The organism is Cupriavidus phytohabitans (assembly GCF_017815025.1).
Classification (GTDB): domain Bacteria; phylum Pseudomonadota; class Gammaproteobacteria; order Burkholderiales; family Burkholderiaceae; genus Cupriavidus.
This window is the reverse complement of the sequence record NZ_JAGIQB010000005.1, coordinates 23,406-46,443: the sequence shown is the minus strand read 5'-3', so window position 1 is coordinate 46,443 and position 23,038 is coordinate 23,406. Positions and strand designations below refer to the sequence as shown.

The window sequence follows — 23,038 nt, the reverse complement described above, 5'->3', positions numbered from 1 at the left end:
CGGCGTTCAGTTCGGTATGTTCAGGCGGCGCCCTGATAGCGGGTCGGATCGGGCACGCCTGCGGCCTCGAAGCCGGCGCGGCGGATCCGGCACGAGTCGCACAGGCCGCAGGCGCGGCCGTCGTCGTCGGCCTGGTAGCACGACACCGTCAGGCTGTAGTCGACGCCCAGGCCGATGCCGGCGCGGATGATCTCGGCCTTGGTCATGTCGATGATGGGCGCGTGCACGCGGAAGCGGTCGCCCTCGACGCCCGCCTTGGTGGCGAGGTTGGCCAGGGTTTCGTAGGCGGCGACGTACTCGGGCCGGCAATCGGGGTAGCCGGAGTAGTCCACCGCATTGGCGCCGAAGAAGAGGTCGCGACCACCCACGGCCTCGGCCCAGCCGAGCGCCAGCGACAGCATGATGGTGTTGCGCGCCGGCACGTAAGTGACGGGGATGCCGCCGGTGGCGCCGTCGGTGGGCACTTCCAGCGCGTCGTCGGTCAGCGCCGACCCGCCGAAGCGGCGCAGGTCGAGGTCGACGATTTCGTGGCGGGTGGCGCCCAGCGCCGCAGCCACGCGCTTCGCGGCCTCCAGTTCAGAAGAGTGGCGCTGGCCATAGCGCATCGACAGCGCATAGGTCTCGAAACCCTGGGCGCGGGCCATGGCAAGTACGGTGGCGGAGTCGAGTCCGCCGGAAAGCAGGACGATGGCGCGTTTGGTCATGGTGCGGGAGGCGCACCGGGGCGGCGCGCAAGAACATTCAGGCGAATCGCATATTCTAGCGCGACAAACGAGAAAGGCCCGCCGAAGCGGGCCTTGCAGCAGCGGGCGGCGCGCCGCCGCCGACGCTTATTTCAGCGTCTTGAGCCGGTTGCTCGCCGCCTGTGCGCCTTCGGTGCCAGGATACTTGGCCACCACCTGCTCCAGCGTCTTGCGCGCGGCCGCCTTCTGGCCGGACTCGAGCTGGTTGTTGGCAATGGCGATCATCGCGTCCGGCACCTTGGGGTGCGTCGGGCTGGCGTTGACCATGTTCTGCAGCACGAAGGTGGACCCCTTGTAGTCGCGCTGCGCATACAGCGAGTTGCCGAGCCAGTACTGCGCCAGCGGCAGGTACGGGCTCTGCGGGTACTTCTTGACGAACGCCGAGAACGAATTCCCTGCGCTCTTGAAGTCGCCCGCCTGGAACTGCTTGAGCGCGGCGTCATATTCGGGCTTTTCGCCCGGCTGCGACACGCCTTCGCGGCCTTCGACCGTGACCTGTTGCGGCTCGAATTTCTTCAGGCGCGCATCGAGGTCGGCGTAGTAGTCTTTCTGCTGCTTCTGCAGCGTGTCCACCGTGTTCTGCAGCACTTCGTTCTGGCCGCGCAGCCGCGCCACTTCCTGGCGCATGCCCTCGAGCTGGTTCTGCATGTCGAGCGTGGTGCGGCTGTTCTGCTCGATGCGCTGCGTGGCGGTCGCCTGGAAACCGTTGAACTGGTCGCGCAGGCCGATGACCGCCTTGCGGGCCTCGTCATCGTCGAACACACCGGCCTGCGCCTGCGTGAGCGGGAGCATGCCGCCGCCGGCGACGGCGGCAAGCCACAACAGGGTGGATACGCGTGCTTTCATGGAGGGTCAGTCCGCAGATCAGTAGTTGATGTCCGCGCGGCGGTTTTCCGCCCACGAGGCTTCATCGTGGCCGGTGGCCTTGGGCTTTTCCTTGCCCAGGCTCACGGCTTCCATCTGGCCGTCGGGCACGCCCATCGAGGCCAGCGAACGGCGCACGGCTTCGGCGCGCTTCTGGCCCAGCGCCAGGTTGTACTCGCTGGTGCCACGCTCGTCGGTGTTGCCCTGGATCAGGATCTTGCGGCCCTTGTTGCCGCCCAGGTACTTCGCGTGCTCGGTCAGCATGCCCTGGTAGTCGGACTTGACGGTGTAGCTGTCGAAGTCGAAGTACACGCTGCGCTTGGCCAGCGGGCTGTTCGGGTCGTTCAACGGATCGGCAGCGGTCACCGGCGTGACGGCGCGCGGGTCCGCACCCGTGCCGGCCTTGCCGGCGCCGTTGGCGGTGTCGTCCAGCTTGACGCCGGAGCTGCAGGCGCCCAGGGCCAGCAGTGCGGCGACGGCAAGGGTTTTGCTCATCAGTTGGGGCATGGTGAATGACTCCTGTTATTGCATGAAAGGACCCCAGGACGGCTCGCGAACATCGCCGGACTGGAGGGACAGAACCTGCCGGGTACGCCCGTCAGTGGACACCGCCGCCAGCACCGCGCGACCGCCCACGCGGGTGGCATAGAGAATGTACTTGCCGTTGGCGGCGAAGCTCGGGGCCTCGTCGTTGGCCGTATCCGTCAGCGACGTCACGTCGCCGTTGCTCAGGTCCTGCAGTTGCAGCTTGAAGCCGCCCGCGCGCGAGATGTACGCCAGGTACTTGCCGTCCGGCGAGACGCGCGGGCTCACGTTGTAGCTGCCCTTGAAGGTGACACGCTGTGCCGCGCCGGCTTCTTCGCCGCCGGCGGGCATGCGATAGACCTGCGGCGCACCGCCGCGGTCGCTGGTGAAGTAGATGCTGCGGCCATCGGGCGAGTACTGCGGCTCGGTGTCGATGGCGCTGCTGCGCGACAGGCGGCGGATGCCCGAACCGTCGGCGTTCACCTGGTAGATCTGGGTATTGCCGTCGCGCGACAGCGCCAGCGCCAGGCGCTGGCCGTCAGGCGACCACGACGGCGCGCTGTTGTTGCCCTTCTGGTTCGACACCAGCGTGCGCTTGCCGCTGGCGAGATCGTGCACGTACACGACCGGCTTCTTGGCTTCGAACGAGACATAGGCCACGCGGCGGCCGTCCGGCGACCACGACGGCGAGATGATCGGCTCGTTGCTGGTCAGCGCCACCTGCGAGTTCTGGCCATCCGAGTCCGAGATCAGCAGCTGGTATTTGCCGCCCACCTTGGACACGTACGACAGGCGCGTGGCAAACACGCCGCGCTCGCCCAGCAGCTTTTCATAGATGTAGTCGGCGATCTTGTGCGCGGTCACGCGCAGCTGGGCCTGGTTGACGGTGAAGGCCAGCCCGCCCAGGCTCTGGCCCTTGACCGTGTCGTACAGGCGGAAACGCACCTCGTACTGGCCGCCGCCTGCCGGGGTCACGCTGCCGGCGACGAAGGCGTCGGCGCCGCGCGACTTCCAGCTGCCCAGGTCGACATTGGCGGATTCCGCCACCGTGGCGCCGCCCGGGTCGACATTGCGCAGGCGGCCGCTGCGCGCCAGGTCGGCACGGATGATCGCGGTCAGGTTTTGCGGGGCCTGGGCCTCGCCCTGGAAATTGGCGGTAGCGACCGGGATCTGGCTGGAGCCGACCCCGGAGATTTCAACGTTGAGCTGCGCGTGCGCGGCGCCGGCGGCCACGGTCAGTGCCGCGGCCAGCCACGCCATCAGCGCGCGGCGTCCCGCCCGGCGGGCGGCTCGTTGGTTTGCATGGTGCCGCCTCTCGGACAGCCAGTTGGGGGCCCAAAGCTTTCGCATGCTGCTCCTCAGTCGATTTCAAGATTCGTCGGGCACGGCAGGAATCAGGCAGACGGCAACACGGGCAGGACCGCGCATGGCGCATCCCCGTTGTGCGTGCGGTCTGCACACTGCCGGCTGCGTCAGGCAACCTGCCATCGTAGCGTTGGGACTAAAAGCCGGCGATGAAGGTTGCATTATGTTGCAAATCATGGCGTGCCGGTCACTCAGTCCTTCGGCCGGAAGGTGATAGTAAAGCTGGCCGGCGCCTTGCCGTCCTCGTCGCGCGGCAGCGGGTCAGAACGCTCGACCGCGCGCAGCACGGCGTTGTCCCACGCCGAATTGCCGCTGGACTTGGACAGCCGCGCAGACATCAGCGAGCCGTCCGGTGCCAGTCGCACCGATACCACCGCGCTCGGATTGCCTGGCACGTCTTCCGTGAACACGATGTTCGGCTTCACCCGGCGGCGCACGCGGTCGGCATAGCCCGGCGACGCCTTGCCGCCGCCACCGGCGCCCGCGCCGGTCGTGCTGCCCACGCCGCCGCCGCCGGCGCCGCCACCGGCCAGCGCCTGCAGGCGCGCCAGCTCGCTCTTGCGCTGTGCATTGGCAGCCGCCTCCGACTGCGCCTTGGCCTTGGCATCGGCCTGTGACTTGGCCTTCGCCTCGGCCTGGGCCTTCGCCTTGGCGTCGGCCTGCGCCCTGGCCTTGGCGTCGGCGGCTTCCTTGCGCTCGCGCTCCGCCTGTTCCTTGCGGTCCTGCTCCTGCTGCGCGGCCTTTTTCTTCGCGTCTTCCTTGCGCTGCGCTTCCTTGCGTTCAGCTTCCTTGCGCTCGGCCACTTTGCGTTCGGCCTCTTTCCGCTCGGCTTCCTTGCGCGCTTCTTCCTTGCGCGCTTCTTCCTTGCGGGCCTCTTCCTTCCGGGCCTCTTCCTTGCGCGCGGCCTCCTTGCGGGCCGTTTCCTTGCGCTCGGCTTCCTCGCGCGCGGCAGCCTCGGCCTGGCGCTTCTTCTTTTCGAGCGCGATGTCGGCGTCTTCCTCGACCTTGCTCTTCACCTGCGGCGCCGGCGGCGCGGGCACGGGGCGCGGCTGCACCACCGGCTCGGGCTCGGGCTCGCGCTGCGGCGGTGGCGGCGCGGTGGCGGCGGGAATCTCTTCCCACAGCTCGGCCTCGGCGCCGACCGGCGTGCTGCTCTGCCAGTGCACGCCGTAGTACAGCACGATGCCCAGCAGCAGGTGCATGACGAGCGCGAGCGTGAAGGAACGCATGGTTCCCCGCTCTTTCACCGGCTGGTAGGGATAGGCGGCGACGGTATTCATCGGGCGCAACGGCAATCGCAAAGGCTGTCAGTCGGGCGCATCAATGCGGCTTCTATACGGGTTCAACGCGTCAGGAAGTCTTGGACTTGACCATCAGGCCCACGCGCTTGATGCCGTCGGCCTTCAGGACCGACATGACATCGAGCACGGCTTCATACTTCACCGAACGATCGGCGGCGATCACCACCGGCTGGTCCGGGTTCTCGTTCTGGCGCTGGTGCACGAAATCGAGCAGGCCCTGCTTGTCGAGCTTGCGCTCGAAGGCATTGCCGGCGTTGTCCTTGCCGCGCGCGGTCAGGTCGCCATTCTCGTGCACGGTGACGACGATCGGGGGCGCCTTCTGCTGCGGCGTGGCGTTGGCCACGGTGGGCAAGTCCACGGTGGCGGGGCTCACGATCGGCGCTGCCACCATGAAGATGACCAGCAGCACGAGCATGACGTCGATATATGGCACGACATTGATGTCGGCGCTTGCCCGGCGGCGCGAACCGCCGCGGCGCTGAATGGCTGCCATTGCAGGACTCCTGGAAACGACGGGAACCAGGCCGCTCGCCTGTGCCACCCGTGCTGGATTCGGTTAGCGCGCCTGCCGTTGCAGGATGTTCAGGAACTCTTCCATGAAGCTTTCGAAACGGATCGCGAGGCGGTCGATTTCGGTGGCATAGCGGTTATAGGCGATCACCGCCGGGATCGCCGCGAACAGGCCGATCGCAGTGGCCACCAGCGCCTCGGCAATGCCGGGGGCCACCGATGCCAGCGTGGCCTGCTGCACATTCGACAGGCCGCGGAACGCGTTCATGATCCCCCACACCGTGCCGAACAGGCCGATGTACGGGCTGACCGAGCCCACCGAGGCCAGGAACGGCAGGTGCGACTCGAGCACATCCATCTCGCGCTGGTAGGCGGCGCGCATGGCGCGGCGGGCCGCGTCGAGCAGCGCGCCGGAATCGTTGCCGCGCTCGCGCGCCTTCAGGAACTCGCCCATGCCGGATTCGAAGATCCGCTCGAGCGCGCCGGTGTTGTGGCGGTTGTTGACGGCACTGTTATATAGCGCCTGCAGGTCGCCGCCAGCCCAGAAGTCGCGCTCGAACCCCTCTGTCTGGGTGCGCGCCGAGCGCAGCGCCAGGTGCTTGCGGAAGATATAGGTCCACGAAAACAGCGACATGACGAGCAACAGCGCCATGACGGCCTGTGCCAGCAGGCTGGCGTGGAGCACCAGCGTTACGATCGACATGTCTTGCGTGACGGTCACGGGATTCATCGGGCGGACTTGATGGTAGCTAGGACGGGGGCGGGGATCGGGGCGGGACGGAAAGTGCTTCGATCGACACATCCGACGCGGATGGCGCCGGATGCAAGCATCAACTCGTCACGCCAGGCTTCCTGCGTGAACTGGACCGAGGCCGGGCCGACCCGGTCGATGCGCGTTCGGATCTCGAGCTGGTCATCGAGGCGGGCGGGCGCATTGTAGTCCACCGCCGTGCTACGGACGATGAAGACCACGCCGGCCTCGTCGGCCAGCGCCTGCTGCTCGATACCGAGCGAACGCAGCCACTCGGTGCGGGCCCGTTCGAAGAACTTGAGGTAGTTGGCGTAGAACACTACGCCACCCGCGTCGGTGTCTTCCCAGTACACCCGCAGGGTCCAGACAAAGTTTGTCATGGCCGCGATTGTAACGGAGAGCGAACGCGGTTTCGTGTAAACCCGCGGTACGAGTTTGCAACAGCAAGTTGCTGGCCAGCCCTTGACCAGCCTTGGCTGGCGGGTTGACGGCTTGCGGCGGGCGCACTCTACGCGCTACACTGCGCGCAACCATTCCACCTTGCGCGACTGGCGAAGTCAGTGGGCACTACCACGAGGAAGCGCAAGTTCTCTGGCGTGTCGTTTCACACGCCTGCCGCTCGCCTGGGCAGCGAATGGGAAGCAGGGTGCGCCCTGCGCCGACGGCTGCAAAGTGCCGCCAGCGCCGGTCGCCGCTAGCCTTCCCCGCGCGCCCTAACCGATGCTCCCGATGCTTGAATCGGATTCCCTTTTTTCAGACGAGTCTCGCCATGTTCGAACGCAGCCGTTTCACGATCGACCAGATCGACCCTGAGGTCTTTGCCGCCATCCAGAAGGAAAACCAGCGGCAGGAAGACCACATCGAGCTGATCGCCTCCGAAAACTACACCTCGCCGGCCGTGATGGCCGCGCAGGGTTCGCAACTGACCAACAAGTACGCCGAGGGCTATCCCGGCAAGCGCTACTACGGTGGCTGCGAGTTTGTCGACATGGTCGAGCAGCTCGCCATCGACCGCGTCAAGCAGCTGTTCGGCGCCGAAGCCGCCAACGTGCAGCCCAATTCGGGTTCGCAGGCCAACCAGGGCGTGTACTTCGCCGTGCTCAAGCCGGGCGACACCATCATGGGCATGAGCCTGGCCGAAGGCGGCCACCTGACCCACGGCATGGCGCTGAACATGAGCGGCAAGTGGTTCAACGTGGTCAGCTATGGCCTGAACGCGCAGGAAGACATCGACTACGACGCGCTGGAAAAGCTGGCGCAAGAGAAAAAGCCCAAGCTGATCATCGCCGGCGCCTCGGCCTTCGCGCTGCGCATCGACTTCGAGCGCATCAGCCGCGTCGCCAAGTCGATCGGTGCCTATTTCATGGTCGACATGGCCCACTACGCCGGCCTGATCGCCGCTGGTGTCTACCCGAACCCGGTGCCGCACGCCGACTTTGTCACCACCACCACGCACAAGAGCCTGCGCGGCCCGCGCGGCGGCGTGATCCTGATGAAGGCCGAGCATGAGAAGGCCATCAACTCGGCGATCTTCCCTGGCATCCAGGGCGGCCCGCTGATGCACGTGATCGCCGGCAAGGCGGTGGCGTTCAAGGAAGCGCTGACGCCCGAGTTCAAGGAATACCAGCAGCAAGTGGTGAAGAACGCCGCCGTACTGGCCGAGACCCTGATCGCGCGCGGCCTGCGCATCGTCTCGGGCCGCACCGAAAGCCACGTGATGCTGGTCGACCTGCGCGCCAAGAACATCACCGGCAAGGACGCCGAGCGCATCCTGGGCGAGGCGCACATCACCGTCAACAAGAACGCCATCCCGAACGATCCGGAAAAGCCGTTCGTGACCTCGGGCATCCGCCTGGGCTCGCCGGCCATGACCACCCGCGGCTTCAAGGAAGAAGAAGCGCGCATCGTCGGCAACCTGATCGCCGACGTGCTGGAGAACCCGCACGACGCCGCCAACATCGCCAGCGTGCGCGAGCAGGTGGCTGCCCTGACCAAGCGTTTCCCGGTCTACGGCTGATGCTTCCAGGCCACCCGCGAGGGTGGCCGGCAGCCCCGCAAGCCGCGCCCTGTCACATGACACAGGCGGTCCGGCTTGCGGGCCTCGCCAACCCGCCCCGCCTCCGCGGAACACCCACGCGGAACAGGCGGCGGAATTCAACTGAAGGTGGTCAGGCATGAAATGCCCCTTTTGCGGTCATTCCAATACCCAGGTGCTCGACACGCGCATGTCGGAAGACGGCGATGCCGTACGCCGGCGCCGCCGCTGCGAGTCCTGCGACCGCCGCTTCACCACCTATGAGCGGATCGAGCTGTTCTTCCCCGCCATCGTCAAGAAAAACGGTTCGCGCGTCGACTACGCGCGCGCCAAGCTGAAGGATTCGATGCGCCTGGCGTTGCGCAAGCGTCCGGTCTCGGCTGAAGCCATCGATGAAGCCATCACCCGCATCGAGGAAAGACTGCTGTCGCTGGGCGAGAAAGAAATCGCCAGCAGCCAGGTCGGCGAGTTGGTGATGCGCGAGCTGCGCAAGCTCGACAAGATCGCCTATATCCGCTTTGCGTCGGTGTACCGGAGTTTCGAGGATGTGTCGGAATTCCGCGACGTACTGGACGAGTTCGCGGCGTCCACCCCTCGGAAGGGGTAGCAAAAGTAACGAATTACTAGTTGTTTAATCCCCGTTGCATTCCATTCGAGCCCGTGCAAAGACACAAAAAGGGCCGGAATGCAGGCTGAAATAAGCAGTCCGAAATAACAAGATAACGAAGTCGGAACGCCTTTTTCGTATGTCGGCGCGTCCACGGTCGACAAGAACTACCTGAACCAGTTTGGCCGCTCCGGCGTGTACAAGTCGCTCGACCCGGTCAGCGAGCTGTACTACGAAAGCATCCGCTACCTGCAAGGCCAGCAGCCGACGCCGGAAGCGATTTCGAGCTATGCGTCCTACAAGGACGGCTTCCCGGTCTACACGCAGTGGACCGACTCTTGCCAGTCGGCTATACGCGCACGCTGGCGGATGTCATGCAATCCGCGCAGTTGCTGCTGACGCTGGGCAACGGCAACCAGCGGCTGGTCGACATCAGCCAGCTCGGCCGGGTGCGTGTCCGCCGGCCGCAGGCGACGCAGACGACAGCGTGCCAGTGAGGCGAGTTGCAGCCAGCCCTCGCCGGCGCTGAACCGACACAACATTCCGCAGATTCTTCACGCTCGGAAACGTAGCCGCGCACGTCCGGCAGCTATCTTGGGGGTCCCTGCCAGCCACGGTGACTCCCCATGCCGCATCTGCATCGCTACCGTACGTCCACGCCACAGCTCGCCAGTACCCGCCGTGGACCAGATGGCTTCACGCTGCACGATTCGCTTTGCGCGTTGTTCGTCCTGGGCACAGGGCTGCTGCCTTTGATGGGCCTCGCGCCCCAGGCAATGGGCCATCTGCGCGAGCAGGAAACCATCAACCGGTCAGCGCGCCTTGCGCTTGAGTTCGCCGAGACCGACGCTGCCGTGGCGATACCTGACCGGTGCGCCGGAACGCCGACGCTGCGCCTTTGCGCGGAAGCTGACAAGCTGGTTACCGCAACATGGAGCGGCGGCACGGATGGCCTGTCAGGCATGGCATTGTGGGTGCGGCCTTGAGACTTCGCACCATGCCGGGATACACGCTGGTGGAGCTGTTGGTCGGCATGACGCTCGGACTGGTCATTGCCGCAGCCGCGGTATCGACATTCCTCGCGGCACAGGCGGCATACCTCGTGATCGCCGACCGCATCCTGCTCGAAGAGCGCGGCCAGCGCGCGCTGGCCGTCATCACGCTGTTGCTGCGGCAGGCCGGCTGGCGGATGGCACCGGCGGGCGCGGCGACCGCCGCAGTGACGGCATTCCCTGCCGTCAGCGGTGCCGACAATTGCGGCCAGCCAGCCATCGGTCCCCTGCCGTCCTGCGCCAGGGCCGGGGTCGGACGCAGCGATGCGCTGCTGGTGCGTTTCGACGGCAGCGGACTGCCGGGAGCGCTGGCGCAACCGGACCAGACCATGACCGACTGCAGCGGCTATGGCGTCGCCGCGCAACAGGCCGGTCCCTACGGGACGCCTGACTACGTCGCGGCCAACCTGATCTACGTCGCAGCCGGCAGCGACGGCGTGCCGCAGCTGCTGTGCCGCTACCCGACCCGCCGCCAGGGAACGATCGATGGCACCGGCTGGACTTCCGGCGCGCTGGTCCGCGGCGTCGAGTCGCTGCAGTTCCGCTACGGCCTGGACACCGACGGCGACGGCGTGGCCGACCGCTATGAACCGGCCGCCACGATCCAGGCGCAGGGCGCAGCGGCATGGGAGCGCGTACTGGCCGTGCAGGTCGCGCTGGCCGTGCGTGGCGACCGGCCCGGCTCGGCGGCGGGCCAGGAGAACGCCGAGCCGCCGCCACCCGCCGGGAGCGCCGCCGCCGACCTGGATGCCGCCGGCCCGGGCGTGCCAGGCACCGCCCGCCGCGTCTTCGCCACCACGGTACGGCTGCGCAACCTGCCACGCTGCCAGGACACGCTATGCTGACCCGACAACCGCTGCCCGCGCGCCAGTCAGGCGCCGCCACGCTGCTGCTATGCGGCACGATGCTGCTGCTGGTCCTGCTGCTGGCCGCCGCCACGCTGCAGATGCTGATGGCCGGCCGGCAACTCACGGTCATGCAACTGGATCGCGAGATCGCATTCCGGGCGGCCGAGGTCGCGCTGCTCGATGGCGAAGCCGACTTGCTGGCGGCGGCGGCAGGCAAGGGCCAAAGCGGCCGTCTTGACCCCATGCCCGAACCCGGCCACTGCGGCACCGGACTGCAGGCCGGCATCTGCCTGCCTGCTGCAGGCGGCACGCCGGTCTGGCAACCATGGCTGCTGGACGGTGCCGACGCCGATGCGGTCGGCGTGCCGCTGGGCCGCTTCACCGGCGCGACGCTGCCCGTGCTGCCGCCAGGCACCGCCGGGACGCGCGACTTGCCCCGCTACGTCGCCGAGCTGCTGGACCAGGCGCCGGCCGGCCATGCGGTAGCGGACAGTCCGGCCACCAGCCAGCCGGGCCCAAGGATCCGGATCACGGCCATCGGCTTCGGGCGCAGCCGGGCCGTACGCGCGGTCGTGCAGAGCGAGGTCCAGCCATGAGACACCTTGCCGTGATTGTGCTTGCCTTCACCTGGCTGAGCGCCGCCGCTGCCGACACCGATGCCGGGCGGTTGCCGCTCGCTTACCGCACCACAGAGGGGGCCTACCCATGGACCGGCCGCCTGTTCGCGCTCGGCTGGCAGGGGGCGGCAGGCGCTTCGCCGGCGTCTTACCTTTGGGAAGCCGGCAACCTGCTGGACCAGCGCCCCCCGGCATCGCGTCGCATCGTTACATCGTCGGCGCCCACCGATGAAGCACCGGAACAACTGGTGGAGCCAGCCGCGGCAACGAGCGGCAACGGCGATCAGAGCGCCCGACTGGACTGGCTGCGCGGCGCACAGTCCGTGTCGGGACTGCGGCCGCGCGACACAGCCCTCGGCCATGCCGCGGGGGCCCGCGTGCGCGTGGTGGCGCCACCGGCATGGGCACCCGGCAAACCCGGGCACACCGCCTTTCGCGTGCGCTACGGGCTGCGCCGGCACATGGCCTGGCTGGGCACCGCCGACGGCCTGCTGCATGCCTTCGATGCGGTCACCGGCGACGAGCGCGCGGCCTACCTGCCGCGGACCTTGTTGCCCTATGCCCTCGCACTGCCGCAGGCCGGTGCGCCGCTGCTGCCGGCGCCCTGCCCACGCCCCGAAGCGCAGGACGTGACCGTGCGCGGCGAATGGCGCACGGTATTGCTTTGCGGCATCGTCGGCAGCCCTGCCACCGGCAACCCGGCCGCGGTGCTGGCGCTCGACGTGTCAGATCCGGAGGCACTGCAGCCCTTCGGCATGCTGTGGGAAGCCACCGCCTCCGACACGCTGCCCATCTCCGCGCGCGGCCCGATACGTGCGGCGGGCATTCCCGATACGGCTGGCGTGCGCTGGCATGCCGTCGTCACGCTGGACCGGGCGCTTTATGGCCGCTCCGGCCTGTTGCTGCTGCCCCTGGACAAGCCCGCGGGCGCGGCATGGGCGGGGAAGTACGCGCCTCGCTTGCTGCCGCTGCCCGAGCGCGACTGCGCGGACAAGCCGGCAATGGCCGACCTCATCGCCGTCAGCGTGCTGGCCGACATGGCAGGCCAGGCAGTCGCTGCCTATGCCACGGACGACGCCGGGCAGCTGTGGCGATTCCCGCTGGCGGGCGCGGGCGTGGCCGCTTGCCTGCACAGCACGCCGGGCCAGGCCCAGCCTCCGGTGGACGAGGCACCGGTGCTGCTCGGTTCGCCGACGGCGCCGGTCGTGGTCTATGGCGGTGGTAACGGCCTGTCGGCCGTTCCGGACCCGGCGCAGGGCAGCACGCCGGGCGCTGTGCCTGCGCAGATCGCAATACAAGCCAGCGACGGCGGCTACATCCTGCGCGCGCCCGCGGCAAAGGCCGACGCCGCGCCATACGCCGGCTGGCAGTTGACGCTGCTCCATCCCGGCGAGCAGGTCGAGCAGCTCGAATCCGTGTTTCCCGGCCACCTGATGTTTGTGACACGCACGCCTGACGGCGTCCGGCGTGGCTACCTCGTACTTGCCGCGACCGGCGACTCCGTGGTTCGGGACAGCCGTGGGCAAGCCGTGCACATGGCAACAGGCCAGGTGCTGCCGGCGGGGGCAACCGTCTTCGTCAACACTACGCCAGTGCCAGGCGGAGCCACAACGCCGGGCCTGTCCGCGAGCGAGGCGTACGCACTGTCGCTGTGGGCGGCCGACGGCAAGGGGGCCACGCTGCTGACGCAAACGTTGGCCAGCCGTCGGACCGGCAGGCTGCGGTGGCGCGAGATCATCGGACCGGCAACCGAGGACAAGCCATGAGCCTTGCCTATAAACATTGCCGCCAGGGACATGGCTTCAGCCTGATCGAGCTTGCCACGGCGTTGGCGATCGTTGCCGTGCTCGCGGCCATTGCCTTGCCGGCATGGCACCACTATTTGCAGCGGGGCTGGCGCGCACAGGCCCGCGCGGCGCTGACCGAGGCGATGCTGCAACTGGAGCGCCACGCCGCAGGCGCCATGACATTCGCCGCGGAACCTGGCGCAGACGTCCCCGCCGGCCAATGGCCGCGGCAGATACCCGCCACCGGCACCGTCCGACACACGTTGACGGCCGGTGCGTGCGCGGAGGAAACACTGGATGCCTGCGTCGAATTGCGCGCCAAGCCCCGGCAGCCCGACCCGCAATGTGGTGTGCTGATCCTGCGCAGCACCGGTCAATGGCTGGTGCTGCCCGCCGGCCAGGCCACGGCACAGGCAAGACCCCCGGAGTGCTGATGACCGCCCGCCCTGCCAGCATCCACCGCATCCACCGCGGCGAGTGCGGCCTGACCCTGGCGGAGCTGCTGACCGCGCTGGCCGTCATGGCCATCCTTGCCGCGGCGGCCTATCCGACATTCCAGGACCTGCTCGCCCGCCAGCAGGTCGCACTCGCCGCCGACCGCCTGGCGGCGTCGCTGGCGCTGGCCCGGGCCACGGCGCTGGGACGGCGCACGGAAGTGATGCTTGAACCGCTGGCGGGGGAGACTACGCTGGATCATGGCTGGCAGTTGGTCGCGAACCCCGGCGCCATAAAGGGACGCACCGTACTGTCCGTCGTGGAGCCCGGCATGGCCTGCCTGTCAGTCACCCTGCGCCAGACCGCCCGTGGCACCAATGGGCTGAAATTCCTGCCTGTGGGATACTCTCGGTCTGAGCAAGGCGGCTTCCAGGCCGCCACCTTCGCGCTCAGCTGCCGCGGCGCGCAGCGCCAGGTGCGGCTTGGCGCCCAGGGCCGCATCCGGCTCTGCACGCCGGGCCGCGACAGCGATTGCGACGCGGCGGACGGCCCTGAGCCGCCGTAACCCTGGACCCCCGGACAGACTCTCCTCCATCCACCGCAAACCGGCCACGAGCTACAGGCGCCATGTTTTCCGATACCGACCACGCCGCCATGCAACAGGCCCTCGCGCTCGCCGCGCGGGGCATGTTCACCACCACGCCCAATCCGCGCGTCGGCTGCGTGCTGGTCAAGGACGGCAAGGTCATCGGCCAGGGCTACACCCAGCCGGCCGGACAGGACCATGCCGAGATCCAGGCGATGAAAGACGCGCTGTCGCGCGGGCTGGATCCGGACGGCGCCACCGCCTACGTCACGCTCGAGCCGTGCAGCCACTTCGGCCGCACGCCCCCATGCGCCGATGCGCTGGTGCGCGCCGGCGTGGCGCGGGTGGTGGCGGCCATGGAAGACCCAAACCCCTCGGTATCCGGACGCGGCCTGCAGCGGCTGCGCGATGCCGGCATCGACGTGCGCTGCGGCCTGCTGGAAAAGGAAGCGCGCGATCTCAATATCGGCTTCGTGTCGCGCATGACACGCGGGCTGCCGTGGGTGCGGGTCAAGGTGGCGGCGTCGATGGACGGCGGCACCGCGCTGCATGACGGCACCAGCCAGTGGATCACCGGCCAGGCGGCTCGCGACGACGGCCATGCCTGGCGCGCACGCGCCTGCGCGATCCTGACCGGCATCGGCACGGTCCGCGACGACGACCCCGCGCTGACCGTGCGCGCGCTCGCCACCCCACGCCAGCCGCAGCGGGTCCTGGTCGATTCGCGGCTGGAAGTGCCGCTCGACGCAAAGATCCTGACCCCGGACGCCGGCGAGTTCGCCAAGCCGGTACTGGTGTTCTGCGCGGTGGAAGACCGCGAACGCCAGCGGGCGCTGGAAGCGCGCGGCGCCGAAGTGGTGGTCCTGCCCAACCCGCATGGCAAGGTCGAGCTGCCCCGGATGCTGCAGGAACTGGGCCGGCGCGGCATCAACGAATTGCACGTCGAAGCGGGCTTCAAGCTCAATGGCTCGCTGGTGCGCGAACACTGCGCCGACGAGCTGCTGATCTACCTGGCGCCCAAGCTGCTCGGCGATGCGCAGGGCATGTTCAACCTGCCGCCGCTGGCGCGGCTGCAGGATGCCGCGCAGTTCCGCTGGCATGAAATCCGGCAGATCGGCGATGACCTGCGGCTGATCGCGCGCCGCAACGACGCCTGATCGCCCAACCCAGATTGACCAAGACAGAAGACACCACCATGTTCACAGGCATTGTCGCGGCCGTCGGCCGCATTGAAACCGTAACCCCGCTGGGCGCCGCCGATGCCGGCGTGCGCCTGCATATCGCCGCGGGCGGCCTGGACCTGTCCGATGTGATCATCGGCGACAGCATCGCGATCCAGGGCGCCTGCATGACGGTGATCGCCATGGACGCGGACAGCTTCGACGTCGAGGTCTCGCGCGAGTCGCTCGACAAGACCGTCGGCCTGGAGCGCGCCGGGCGCGTCAACCTGGAGAAGGCGCTGCGGCTGGCCGATCGCCTCGGCGGCCACCTGGTCTCCGGGCACGTCGACGGGCTGGGCGAAGTGGTGCATTTCGCGCCCGTCGGCGAATCGCATGAGCTGCGCATCCGCGCTCCGCGCGAGCTGGCCCGCTACCTGGCCTACAAGGGCTCGGTGGTGGTCAACGGCGTCTCGCTGACCGTCAACCGCGTCAGCGACGAAGCCGACGGCTGCGTGTTCTCGATCAACCTGATCCCGCACACGGTCGAGGTCACCACGCTGCAGGAGTTGAAGCCCGGCGCCCGCGTGAACCTGGAGATCGACCTGATCGCGCGCTATGTGGAGCGGATGCTGTCCACCGCCGACGCCGGCAAGTAAGTCCCTGAGTTCGCCAGGCCCGGCCCCGCGCCGCACTTTCCCGCGGCACGGCCGCCCGTGCGACCTGCCTTGGCGTACAATAGCGGGCTTGACTGGGCACCCTGCCGGGCGTATATGCCAAGGCCGGCCGGCCCGACGCCCCGCCTCAGTCCGGCCGCCTTCCGACGCGGCCACCGTTCCCGTCCGCCTTATTCGCGGCATTTCGCTCGTTTCGCCTCAATTTGCCGTCCTGCACGCCATGACAATCGCCCGTACCGAAGACATCATTGCCGACATCCGTGCCGGCCGCATGGTCATCCTTGTCGACGAGGAAGACCGCGAGAATGAAGGTGACCTGGTGCTGGCTGCCGACTTCGTCACGCCGGAAGCGATCAACTTCATGGCCAAGCATGGCCGCGGCCTGATCTGCCTGACGCTGACCGCCGAGCGCTGCCGCCAGCTGGACCTGCACCCCATGGTCACCCGCAACGGCACCCAGCACGGCACCAATTTCACGGTGTCGATCGAGGCCGCCGAAGGCGTGACCACCGGCATCTCGGCCGCCGACCGCGCCCGCACCGTGCAGGCCGCTGTGGCCCGCGACGCCAGGCCGGCTGACCTGGTCCAGCCCGGCCACATCTTCCCGCTGACGGCCCAACCCGGGGGCGTGCTGATCCGCGCCGGCCATACCGAGGCCGGTTGCGACCTGGGCGCGCTGGCCGGCCTGACGCCCGCCGCCGTGATCTGCGAGATCATGAAGGACGACGGCACCATGGCGCGCCTGCCCGACCTGATCGAGTTCGCCCGGGAACACGAACTGAAGATCGGCACCATTGCCGATCTGATCCACTACCGCAGCCGCACCGAGAGCATCATCGAGCGGGTCGGCGAACGCGACATGCAGACGCCATACGGCACCTTCCGCAGCATCGCCTACCGCGACAAGCCGACCGGCCAGGCTCACCTGGCACTGGTGCGCGGCACGCCGACGCCGGACAAGGAAACGCTGGTGCGCGTGCACGAGCCCTTCTCGGTGCTGGACCTGCTGGAAGTGAAGTCCACGACGCACTCGTGGAGCATCCCGGCGGCGATGCAGGCCATCGACCAGGCCGACAGCGGCGTGATCGTGCTGCTGAACTGCGGCGACACCGTCGAGCAGCTGTTCACGCAGTTCACCGCGCTGGACGCGCCGCAAACCCGCCCCCGCCGCAAGCCGGACCTGCGCACCTACGGCATGGGCGCGCAGATCCTGAAGGATGTCGGCGTCGGCAAGATGTGCGTGCTGGCCGCCAAACAGCGCATGCCCAGCATGACCGGCTTCGACCTGGAAGTGACCGGCTACCAACCCATGAACGGCCAGGCCGACTGAGCCTTCCCGGACTAAGCTTCCCCCAATACCCCGGCCGCGGCGCCACGCCGCCGCGGCCGCCCCGAAAACTGGAGAACTGAACAATGGATCACGGCTTCTACCCCAGCAACCTCGACGGTGAAGGCCTGCGTATCGGCATCGTGCAGGCCCGCTTCAACGAGCCTGTCTGCGCCGAACTGCTCGAAGCCTGCGTGGCCGAGCTGGAAAAGCTCGGCGTCGAAGGCGAGGACACCCTGGTGGTGACCGTTCCCGGCGCGCTGGAAGTGCCGCTGGCACTGCAGAAGATGGCCGAGAGCGGCCAGTTCGACGCGCTGGTCGCGCTCGGCGCCGTGGTGCGTGGCGAGACCTACCACTTCGAGCTGGTCTCGAACGAATCCGGCGCTGGCATCACCCGCGTCGGCCTGGATTTCAACGTGCCGGTCGCCAACGGCATCCTGACCGTCGATACTGACGAGCAGGCCCATGCCCGCACCCGCGAAAAGGGCCGTGACTGCGCCCGCGCCGCGGTGGAGATGGCTAACCTGGTCGATGCGCTGGACTCGCTGCGCGGCCAGGAAGACGATGAGGACGATGATGAGTGATACGTCCAACGCCCCCGACAACGCGGGCGGCAATGACGGCGGCAAGCCCGCCGGCAATAACGCTGGCAACAAGCCCGCGGCCCGCGCCGAAGCCAAGGCACCGCCCAAGAGCGCGCGCCGCCGCTCGCGCGAGCTGGCATTGCAGGGCCTGTACCAATGGCTGCTGAACCGCAACGACATCGGTGCGATCCGGGCCCACCTGCATGACGCGCAAGGCTTCAACAAGGCCGACCGCGAGCACTTCGACGCGCTGCTCAACGGCGCCGTGCGCGAAGAGGCCCGCCTGACCGCCGCGTTCGAGCCGTTCCTGGACCGCACCGTGGACGAGCTGTCGCCGGTGGAGCGCGCCGCGCTGCTGGTCGGCAGCTACGAGCTGGTGCACTGCATCGACATCCCGTACAAGGTCGTGATCAACGAAGCGGTCGAGCTGACCAAGACCTTCGGCGGCGTCGAAGGCTACAAGTACGTCAACGGCGTGCTGGACAAGCTCGCCGCCCAGGTGCGCGCGGCCGAGGTCGCGGCGCGCCGCTAAGGCGGTCACCGGCCGGCTTCCGCGCCGGCCAGGACCTGACGAAACACCCGCCGCGGCGGGTGTTTTCGTTTAAACGTATTTTTTTGTGATCGGGCTCCGCCCGCCTCTCCCCATCGCCATGGACATGCAACGTCTTGCCACCGCCGCCCGCGTCGCCAACATCAATGCCTTCCACGTGATGGAACTGGCCAAGCAGGCCGCCGAGCTTGAGCGCGCCGGCCGCCATATCGTGCACATGGGCATCGGCGAGCCTGACTTCACCGCCGCCGAGCCGGTGGTGCGCGCGGCCGAGGCGGCGATGCGCCGCGGCGTCACGCAATACACCGGTGCGCTGGGCATCCACCCGCTGCGCGAGGCCATCGCCGGCTATTACAAGACGGCCTACGGCCTGGACATCCCGGCGCGGCGCGTGATCGTCACGGCGGGCGCTTCCGGCGCGCTGCTGCTGGCGTGCGCGGTGCTGGTCGAGATTGGCGCCGAAGTGCTGATGCCCGATCCCAGCTACCCGTGCAACCGCCACTTCGTCGCCGCCTTCGACGGCGCGGCGCGCATGATCCCGAGCGGCCCGGCGGAGCGCTTCCAGCTCACCGCCGCACAGGTCGAGGCCAACTGGCGCGAGCAGACCCGTGGCGTGCTGCTGGCCACGCCGTCCAACCCGACCGGCACCTCGATCCTGCCCGACGAGCTCGGCCGCATCCTGCAGGCGGTGCGCGCCCGCAACGGCTTCGCCATCGTCGACGAGATCTACCAGGGCCTGTCGTACGACGCGGCGCCGGTCTCGGCGCTGAGCCTGGACGATAACGTGGTCACGGTGAACAGCTTCTCCAAGTACTTCAACATGACCGGCTGGCGGCTGGGCTGGCTGGTGGTGCCGGATGCACTGGTCGAGGCGTTCGAGAAGGTCGCCCAGAACCTCTTTATCTGCGCCTCCGCCGTGGCCCAGTACGCGGCGCTCGCCTGCTTCACCCCCGAGGCGCTGGCCATCTACGACGAGCGCAAGGCCGAGTTCCGCCGCCGCCGCGACCTGATCGTGCCGGCGCTGGAATCGCTGGGCCTGCGCGTGCCGGTGCGCCCGGACGGCGCCTTCTATGTCTATGCCGACTGCCGCGGCGTCAACCACCCTGCCGCCGGCGACGCCGACCGGCTGACGCAGGCGATGCTGCACGATGCGGGCGTGGTGATGGTGCCGGGGCAGGATTTCGGGCCGCATACAGCAAGCGACTACATCCGCATCTCGTATGCGACCTCGCGCGAGAACATCGAAGAGGCAATGTCCCGGCTGGCCAGGCTGTTCCGCTGAGCCAGTGCCCGGACAAGGGCTCCAAAGGGCTCCAGGTAAAGAAAAAGCACCCCGCGGGGTGCTTTTTCTTTACAGGCTGGTGCAAACCTCAGGCGTTGTGCGGCCCGTTGTTGGCTTCCAGCTTCTGGGTCGGGGCCACTTGCTCGGCCGGCGCCTTGCTGTCGACCCCCGCCTTGCCGTTGCCGGCCGGCGCCGCGCGCACGCCGATCAGCTGGCGCAGGCGGGCACGCTCGGCCAGCACCTTGGCGCCGTAGCCGCCATCGGTCGCCGTGGTGGCGCCGACGTAGTACTTCAGGCCGCCCTCGAGCGAGCCGGCACGGGCGATGCAATCCTTCAGCACCAGCGCACCGATCTTGATATTGGCGTACGGGTTCAGCGCCGCAGCGACGCCGCCCACGGCCTCGTACTTGTCCTGGTGGACCTTGGTCATGACCTGCATCAGGCCCTGCGCGCCCACGCCGCTCTCGGCGTACGGGTTGAAGCTGGACTCGATCGCGATCACGCCCAGGATCAGCAGCGGGTCGATGCCGACCTCGCGGCCGGTCAGGTAAGCGGCCTTGACCAGTTGCGCGGTGGCCTGCGCCGCCACGCGGTACTTGCGGGCGATGTAGTCGGCCACGGCCGCCTGCTCGCGCGCGGTGCCGAGCGTGGCGCTGTTGCGGGCGTCCGCCGCCACGCGCGTGACCGGGATCCGCTCGGCCAGGTGCGCGACCGACGGCACCTTGGCGTTCGCCGCCAGGCCCCATTCGTCCACGCCGGAAACCGTCGGCAGGCCGCCCTTGCCGCGCGCCAGCCGGGCGGCAGCAGCGTCGGCCGACAGGGCCGGCACGGCTGCGCTGGCCACAGCCGGCGTAGCTTCAGCTGCCGGCATGGCGGCGCTGACCAGCACCGCCGGTGCTTCGTCGCCAGCCAGCAGTGCCGCCAGCGTGGTGCGCCATTCCTGGCTCAGCCACAGCGACACGGCCGAGACGACCGCCACCACGCCAAGGCTGTTCAGCGCGTACTTCAGCGTTGTGCGGCCACCGCGCAAGGCGCGGCCCGCGACCGGATGCGCGAGACGGACCTGCAATGCCCGACTCACTCCGGGTACCGGCTGTCGGAGGCGAACCTGCAAGGCGCGTCCTATGCCGGGAAGATGAAGGGTTTTCCAACCGCTCATGCTTACCTCCATCCGTTGCCCGCTTCGCATGCCAGACTGCGGCATACGCCCGATCTCAACGTACTCAAGTAAGGATGCCGCGCCGTCTAGCAGTGACAGCCAAGCATCTGTTGGCAGGCGCTCCCCATGCGCCCAACTGGAAACAGGGTCGACTCTGGGGGAGCCCACCCTGCCACGACTAATCTCGACAACCGCAAAACGCTCCGGCTCCCTGCCGGAGGCAACCGCCTCGGCCCGCTATTGCATCGGGCCGGTAACCTCGGTCTGTTCGATCTGACTGGAGCGAATCGTGCGATCCCCCCGCACTTTTTCTATGTGCACCCCTTGACACAAGGGTGAAATCTATGTTGCAACGCAACACTCCATCAGCAAGACCGGATTGTAGGAACGGTGTTATACCTCGTCAAGAATAAGAATAACGATTCACACTACTTTTGGTTATTTGTAACAAGCCTTATCTTGTCGTGCCCGCATCACTCGCGGACCCGCAAACGTAGTCCTGGCCTAGCCTTGTCGACCTTGACGCCACGCTTGCGACGACAAAAAACTTACAATTTCCCCCACCCCGATTTGCTGATTTTTTTGCCGGGGCGCCGGTGTATGTGTATCGTCACCGACCTGGATGCCGCCTTACGCCGGCCGCACACGGCCCGCGCCACAACCGAATTCACTATGCAATACAAAGACTTGCGCGACTTTATCGGCCAGCTCGAGCAGATGGGCGAACTGCGCCGGGTGTCCCGCCCGGTTTCGCCCAACCTGGAAATGACCGAGGTCTGCGACCGGCTGCTGCGTGCCGGCGGCCCCGCCGTACTGTTCGAGCGGCCCGCCGGCGCGGGGGCCGGTGACGGTATCTATAGCGTCCCGGTACTGGCCAATCTGTTCGGTACGACACACAGGGTCGCACTTGGCATGGGCGCCGAATCGATGGAAGACCTGCGCGACATCGGCCGCGTGCTGTCAGCCCTGAAGGAACCTGAGCCGCCGCGCGGACTGCGCGAGGCGGGCAAGCTGTTCACGCTCGTCAAATCTGTGTGGGATATGGCACCAAAGCGCGTCAGCAGTCCCGCCTGCCAGGAGGTGGTCTGGGAAGGCAATGACGTCGACCTGGCGCGCCTGCCGATCCAGACCTGCTGGCCCGGCGACGCCGCGCCGCTGATCACCTGGGGCCTGGTCGTCACCAAGGGCCCGCACAAGAAGCGCCAGAACCTGGGCATTTACCGCCAGCAGGTGATCGGCCGCAACCAGGTCATCATGCGCTGGCTGGCGCACCGCGGCGGCGCGCTCGACTTCCGCGAGCATGCGCTGGCCAACCCCGGCAAGCCGTTCCCGATCGCGGTGGCACTGGGCGCCGACCCGGCCACCATCCTGGGCGCGGTGACGCCGGTGCCCGATACGCTGTCCGAGTACCAGTTCGCCGGCCTGCTGCGCGGCAGCCGCACCGCGCTGGCCGGCTGCGTGACGCCGACCCTGTCCGAACTGAACGTGCCGGCGTCGGCCGAGATCGTGCTGGAAGGCCATATCCAGCCGGACCCGAACCACCCGTCCGGCTACCAGCATGCGCTGGAGGGCCCGTTCGGCGACCACACCGGCTACTACAACGAGCAGGACTGGTTCCCGGTGTTCACCATCGACCGCATCACCATGCGGCGCGACCCGATCTACCACTCCACCTACACCGGCAAGCCGCCCGACGAGCCCGCCGTGCTGGGTGTGGCACTGAACGAGGTGTTCGTGCCGCTGCTGCAGAAGCAGTTTCCGGAAATCACCGACTTCTACCTGCCGCCCGAAGGCTGCAGCTACCGCATGGCGCTGGTGCGGATGAAGAAGCAGTACGCCGGCCATGCCAAGCGCGTGATGTTCGGCGTCTGGAGCTTCCTGCGCCAGTTCATGTATACGAAGTTCATCGTCGTCGTCGACGACGATGTCGACGTGCGTGACTGGAAGGAAGTGATCTGGGCCATTACCACCCGCGTCGATCCAAGCCGCGACACGGTACTGGTCGACAACACGCCGATCGACTACCTGGACTTCGCCTCGCCGGTGTCGGGCCTGGGTTCCAAGATGGGCATCGACGCCACCGACAAGTGGCCCGGCGAAACCACGCGCGAATGGGGCACGCCGATCGCCATGGACGCGGCGGTCAGGGCCAGGGTCGACACCATGTGGGAAAGCCTGTTCGACCGGTCCGCGACGCCCTGAACCGCAGCCGCCTCCATCCCCGGCTATCATGTCACGCTGATGCCCGGGTGCCGCCACAGGCGCCCGGGATCCCA

At 67.9% G+C, this 23,038-nt stretch carries 25 protein-coding genes and 1 riboswitch; of the genes, 16 read left to right on the top strand and 9 right to left on the bottom strand.

Features of this window, described 5'->3' with window-relative positions; translation table 11 throughout:
• Positions 1-20: 20 nt before the first annotated feature.
• The 8 genes from queC to ybgC form a co-directional block, all read right to left on the bottom strand.
• Positions 21-704: a 7-cyano-7-deazaguanine synthase QueC gene (gene queC / locus J8I34_RS04845; protein ID WP_209774044.1), complete on the bottom strand. Its 684-nt coding sequence runs from the start codon at positions 702-704 to the stop codon at positions 21-23.
• A gap of 126 nt (positions 705-830) precedes the next feature.
• On the bottom strand, positions 831-1,589 hold the full coding sequence (gene ybgF / locus J8I34_RS04840; protein ID WP_029045466.1) for a tol-pal system protein YbgF: 759 nt from the start codon (positions 1,587-1,589) through the stop codon (positions 831-833).
• 18 nt (positions 1,590-1,607) lie between these two features.
• Entirely contained in the window at positions 1,608-2,114 is a 507-nt protein-coding gene (pal, locus tag J8I34_RS04835) for a peptidoglycan-associated lipoprotein Pal (RefSeq protein ID WP_029045465.1), read from the bottom strand.
• Between the two features lie 15 nt (positions 2,115-2,129).
• The gene (gene tolB / locus J8I34_RS04830) at positions 2,130-3,482 is read right to left on the bottom strand and encodes a Tol-Pal system beta propeller repeat protein TolB (RefSeq protein WP_209805470.1); all 1,353 of its coding nucleotides are present in this window, start codon (positions 3,480-3,482) and stop codon (positions 2,130-2,132) included.
• Positions 3,483-3,688: 206 nt separating this feature from the next.
• Complete coding sequence (gene tolA / locus J8I34_RS04825; protein WP_209805469.1) at positions 3,689-4,777, bottom strand: cell envelope integrity protein TolA; 1,089 nt, start codon at positions 4,775-4,777, stop codon at positions 3,689-3,691.
• 70 nt (positions 4,778-4,847) lie between these two features.
• The gene (gene tolR / locus J8I34_RS04820; protein WP_029045462.1) at positions 4,848-5,291 is read right to left on the bottom strand and encodes a protein TolR; all 444 of its coding nucleotides are present in this window, start codon (positions 5,289-5,291) and stop codon (positions 4,848-4,850) included.
• A 63-nt stretch (positions 5,292-5,354) separates the two neighbouring features.
• Positions 5,355-6,038, bottom strand: a complete 684-nt coding sequence (tolQ, locus tag J8I34_RS04815) for a protein TolQ (RefSeq protein ID WP_195427295.1) — start codon at positions 6,036-6,038, stop codon at positions 5,355-5,357.
• Entirely contained in the window at positions 6,035-6,439 is a 405-nt protein-coding gene (ybgC, locus tag J8I34_RS04810; RefSeq protein WP_029045460.1) for a tol-pal system-associated acyl-CoA thioesterase, read from the bottom strand. Before ybgC ends, tolQ begins: the two co-directional genes overlap by 4 nt.
• A gap of 154 nt (positions 6,440-6,593) precedes the next feature.
• Positions 6,594-6,695: riboswitch (ZMP/ZTP riboswitch) on the top strand.
• A gap of 133 nt (positions 6,696-6,828) precedes the next feature.
• Between ybgC and glyA the strand changes: the two genes are divergently transcribed.
• The 15 genes from glyA to J8I34_RS04735 all read left to right on the top strand — a co-directional run bounded on the left by glyA (position 6,829) and on the right by J8I34_RS04735 (position 19,603).
• A complete protein-coding gene (gene glyA / locus J8I34_RS04805) occupies positions 6,829-8,076 on the top strand; it encodes a serine hydroxymethyltransferase (RefSeq protein ID WP_029045459.1) in 1,248 nt (415 codons plus the stop codon).
• Between the two features lie 157 nt (positions 8,077-8,233).
• Complete coding sequence (nrdR, locus tag J8I34_RS04800; protein WP_029045458.1) at positions 8,234-8,701, top strand: transcriptional regulator NrdR; 468 nt, start codon at positions 8,234-8,236, stop codon at positions 8,699-8,701.
• A gap of 338 nt (positions 8,702-9,039) precedes the next feature.
• Positions 9,040-9,198, top strand: a complete 159-nt coding sequence (locus J8I34_RS04795; RefSeq protein ID WP_245175784.1) for a hypothetical protein — start codon at positions 9,040-9,042, stop codon at positions 9,196-9,198.
• 129 nt (positions 9,199-9,327) lie between these two features.
• Positions 9,328-9,687, top strand: coding sequence for a type IV pilus modification PilV family protein (locus J8I34_RS04790; protein WP_029045456.1), 360 nt, complete (start codon positions 9,328-9,330; stop codon positions 9,685-9,687).
• Positions 9,684-10,598, top strand: coding sequence for a PilW family protein (locus J8I34_RS04785; protein WP_245175783.1), 915 nt, complete (start codon positions 9,684-9,686; stop codon positions 10,596-10,598). Before J8I34_RS04790 ends, J8I34_RS04785 begins: the two co-directional genes overlap by 4 nt.
• A complete protein-coding gene (locus tag J8I34_RS04780) occupies positions 10,592-11,197 on the top strand; it encodes a pilus assembly protein (protein WP_209774035.1) in 606 nt (201 codons plus the stop codon). The genes J8I34_RS04785 and J8I34_RS04780 overlap by 7 nt, the downstream gene beginning before the upstream one ends.
• Positions 11,194-12,984, top strand: a complete 1,791-nt coding sequence (locus J8I34_RS04775) for a pilus assembly protein (protein ID WP_209805467.1) — start codon at positions 11,194-11,196, stop codon at positions 12,982-12,984. Before J8I34_RS04780 ends, J8I34_RS04775 begins: the two co-directional genes overlap by 4 nt.
• Entirely contained in the window at positions 12,981-13,439 is a 459-nt protein-coding gene (locus tag J8I34_RS04770; protein ID WP_209805466.1) for a type IV pilin protein, read from the top strand. Before J8I34_RS04775 ends, J8I34_RS04770 begins: the two co-directional genes overlap by 4 nt.
• Positions 13,439-14,005, top strand: coding sequence for a GspH/FimT family pseudopilin (locus tag J8I34_RS04765; protein ID WP_209805465.1), 567 nt, complete (start codon positions 13,439-13,441; stop codon positions 14,003-14,005). The genes J8I34_RS04770 and J8I34_RS04765 overlap by 1 nt, the downstream gene beginning before the upstream one ends.
• 62 nt (positions 14,006-14,067) lie before the next feature.
• Positions 14,068-15,183: a bifunctional diaminohydroxyphosphoribosylaminopyrimidine deaminase/5-amino-6-(5-phosphoribosylamino)uracil reductase RibD gene (gene ribD, locus J8I34_RS04760; protein ID WP_029045450.1), complete on the top strand. Its 1,116-nt coding sequence runs from the start codon at positions 14,068-14,070 to the stop codon at positions 15,181-15,183.
• A gap of 38 nt (positions 15,184-15,221) precedes the next feature.
• Positions 15,222-15,842, top strand: coding sequence for a riboflavin synthase (locus J8I34_RS04755; protein WP_209774029.1), 621 nt, complete (start codon positions 15,222-15,224; stop codon positions 15,840-15,842).
• A 238-nt stretch (positions 15,843-16,080) separates the two neighbouring features.
• Positions 16,081-17,190, top strand: coding sequence for a bifunctional 3,4-dihydroxy-2-butanone-4-phosphate synthase/GTP cyclohydrolase II (gene ribBA, locus J8I34_RS04750; RefSeq protein WP_209805464.1), 1,110 nt, complete (start codon positions 16,081-16,083; stop codon positions 17,188-17,190).
• Between the two features lie 83 nt (positions 17,191-17,273).
• Positions 17,274-17,771 (top strand): 6,7-dimethyl-8-ribityllumazine synthase, encoded by a 498-nt coding sequence (ribH, locus tag J8I34_RS04745; RefSeq protein ID WP_029045447.1) that lies wholly within the window; start codon positions 17,274-17,276, stop codon positions 17,769-17,771.
• A complete protein-coding gene (nusB, locus tag J8I34_RS04740; RefSeq protein WP_209805463.1) occupies positions 17,764-18,303 on the top strand; it encodes a transcription antitermination factor NusB in 540 nt (179 codons plus the stop codon). Before ribH ends, nusB begins: the two co-directional genes overlap by 8 nt.
• A gap of 118 nt (positions 18,304-18,421) precedes the next feature.
• Positions 18,422-19,603: a pyridoxal phosphate-dependent aminotransferase gene (locus J8I34_RS04735; RefSeq protein WP_209805462.1), complete on the top strand. Its 1,182-nt coding sequence runs from the start codon at positions 18,422-18,424 to the stop codon at positions 19,601-19,603.
• Positions 19,604-19,691: 88 nt separating this feature from the next.
• Here J8I34_RS04735 and J8I34_RS04730 read toward each other — a convergent pair whose 3' ends face one another.
• Positions 19,692-20,762, bottom strand: a complete 1,071-nt coding sequence (locus J8I34_RS04730) for a lytic transglycosylase domain-containing protein (protein WP_029045444.1) — start codon at positions 20,760-20,762, stop codon at positions 19,692-19,694.
• A 672-nt stretch (positions 20,763-21,434) separates the two neighbouring features.
• Between J8I34_RS04730 and ubiD the strand changes: the two genes are divergently transcribed.
• Entirely contained in the window at positions 21,435-22,964 is a 1,530-nt protein-coding gene (gene ubiD / locus J8I34_RS04725; RefSeq protein WP_029045443.1) for a 4-hydroxy-3-polyprenylbenzoate decarboxylase, read from the top strand.
• Positions 22,965-23,038: the final 74 nt, after the last annotated feature.